General features: G+C 43.6%; 3 protein-coding genes. All 3 read right to left on the bottom strand.

The annotated features are described in order from the left end of the window. Positions 1-1,429, bottom strand: a 1,429-nt coding sequence (locus WBM98_RS17805; protein ID WP_424367368.1) for an alpha-isopropylmalate synthase regulatory domain-containing protein, incomplete at its 3' end; no start/stop codon positions are given. A gap of 30 nt (positions 1,430-1,459) precedes the next feature. Beyond that, positions 1,460-2,056 (bottom strand): 3-isopropylmalate dehydratase small subunit, encoded by a 597-nt coding sequence (gene leuD / locus WBM98_RS17800; RefSeq protein WP_424367367.1) that lies wholly within the window; start codon positions 2,054-2,056, stop codon positions 1,460-1,462. 44 nt (positions 2,057-2,100) lie between these two features. After that, positions 2,101-2,482 (bottom strand): aconitase family protein (locus WBM98_RS17795; protein ID WP_424367366.1); only part of this gene is annotated, 382 nt, incomplete at its 5' end.

Genomic DNA, 2,482 nt, shown 5'->3' with positions numbered 1-2,482 from the left:
GATTATCCCAAGAGATAATGGTTTCACAAAGGGCATCCGAATTACTTCCCGGCGGAATACGTACCGCATAATCAGTAAGTTTAGGGAAATCCTGTTTTTTCGATTTATAGATCTTACGCAAAGCGTTCATAAAGGCATCGTATTGTCCGTCTCCTTGTGCATGGGCCTCATGAAGTTCGCCATTGATTTCCACAGCCACAGTTGTCGAGGGTTTCAATCCTTTGGCGTGGGTAAGAACATAAGATTTTACGAATACCTTTTGTTGATATCCTCCACTGTTCAACACATCGGAAATGATATACGGCAGATCTTCTTTGGTAACACGTTCCTTTTTGTCGCCCAGTTCAATAATGCGTTGCGTCACCTTTTTAAGTTCTTCTTCATTCAGGGTGAGACCCAACTCCTGCAGATTCTTCTGAATATTCGCTTTGCCTGAGGTTTTTCCCAAGGCATATTTGCGTCTTCGACCAAACCTTTCTGGCAAAAGATCATTGAAATAGAGGTTCTTTTTACTATCGCCATCCGCATGAATTCCAGCGGTTTGGGTAAATACGTTATCACCTACAATGGGCTTGTTGGCCGGAATCCCGAATCCTGTAAAGGCAGAAACCAATTTACTGACCTTGTACAGTGAGGATTCGTTGACGGCAATCTCCACATCAGGAAGAAAATCGTTGATCACCGCGACAACACTGGCCATAGGGGCATTACCTGCGCGCTCTCCCATACCGTTTACGGTAAGGTGTATGCCATGGCAACCCGCTTTTACCGCTTCCATGACATTGGCCACTCCTAGGTCATAGTCATTATGTCCATGAAAATCGAAATGGGAATCAGGATAGCGTTTTATGATTTCAGATACGAAATCAAAACTTTCCGAATGGGTCAATACCCCTAAGGTATCCGGTAATAAAATGCGCTCAACGGGCTGCTTGGTCAAAAAATCGAGATACTGTAGTACGTAGTCCTTTGAATTTCGCATGCCATTACTCCAATCCTCAAGGTAAACGTTGGTCTTGATACCCCGTTGCTTTGATTGTTCGAGTATTTTTGAAATGTCATCGAAATGTGCTTCTGGCGTTTTCTTAAGCTGATGGGTAAGATGGTTCAGAGACCCTTTGGTCAATAGGTTTTGAACCTTGGCTCCGGCCTTATCCATCCAATCCAACGAAACACCCCCATCGACAAAAGTCAATATTTCAACCTTGTCAAGATACCCTTTTTCAGCGGCCCATTGCGTAATTTTCTGTACGGCTTTCAATTCGCCTTCGGAAACCCGGGCTGATGCTATTTCAATACGATCAACTTTTAGCTCTTCCAAAAGCAATTTGGCCAAGGTAAGTTTTTCGGATACTGAAAAGGACACTCCTGAGGTTTGTTCCCCATCACGTAGGGTGGTATCCATTATTTCAATCCGTCGTTGGTTCATTTCGTGGCAACTTATTGATTATTAATGTATTTACAGCGGTGTGTCTTGGGCGTATTCGATGATTTTGTCCTTGATGTTCAAAAGATAATCAATGTCATCAAAACCGTTGGTCATGTTCGCTTTCTTGTAATCATTGATGTCAAAGCTTTCCTCTTCACCTGTTGCAAGAATAGTAATTGTTTGTTTTGGAAGGTTTACTTCCAACTGTGTTTTGGGGTCCGCTTCGATTGCCGTAAATATTTTATGGAGGAATTCAGGGCTCACTTGAACGGGTAATACCCCAATATTCAGACAATTGTTTCTAAAGATATCGGCAAAGAAACTGGAGACCACACAACGAAAGCCATAATCATAAACGGCCCAGGCGGCATGTTCCCGGGAAGAACCTGAACCAAAGTTCTTGCCCCCTACCAAAATTTTACCACCATAGATGTCATTGTTGAGAACAAAATCCTTCTTTGGGGAATTATCCGAATTATAGCGCCAATCCCTAAAAAGGTTGTCGCCAAATCCTTTACGTTCCGTTGCCTTTAAAAACCGCGCCGGGATGATTTGGTCGGTATCCACATTCTCGATGGGAAGGGGTATTGCAGAGGAGGTTAGTATATTGAATTTATCGTATGCCATGTTTCAAGTTATAAGTTTGAAGTTAAAAGTTTTGAGTTGTTACACTAAGCCGTTTCCATCGCCATAAGATCTCTGGGATCGGTCACTTTGCCAGTAACAGCTGCCGCAGCGGCTACTAACGGACTCGCCAATAAGGTTCTGGAACCCGGTCCTTGGCGACCTTCAAAATTCCGGTTCGATGTACTTACCGCATATTTGCCTGCTGGGACTTTATCATCGTTCATGGCCAAACAGGCTGAACAACCCGGTTCCCGCAATTCAAAGCCGGCTTCCTGTAGTATGTCGAGCAAACCTTCTTCCTTTATGGCCGCCTCAACCTGATGTGATCCAGGAACCAACCATGCTGTTACATTGTCCGCCTTTTTCCTTCCTTTTACAATAGACGTAAATGCCCTAAAATCCTCGATTCTACCGTTTGTACAACTT

This window comes from Maribacter sp., assembly GCF_049667165.1.
Classification (GTDB): Bacteria; Bacteroidota; Bacteroidia; order Flavobacteriales; family Flavobacteriaceae; genus Maribacter_A.
The sequence above is the reverse complement of the archived record's forward strand: the minus strand, read 5'-3'. Positions and strand labels throughout refer to the sequence as shown.

What these genes read in the sequence shown, in the direction of transcription:
- leuD (WP_424367367.1), bottom strand. Translation starts at nt 2,056, where the DNA reads ATGGCATACGATAAATTCAATATACTAACCTCCTCTGCAATACCCCTT.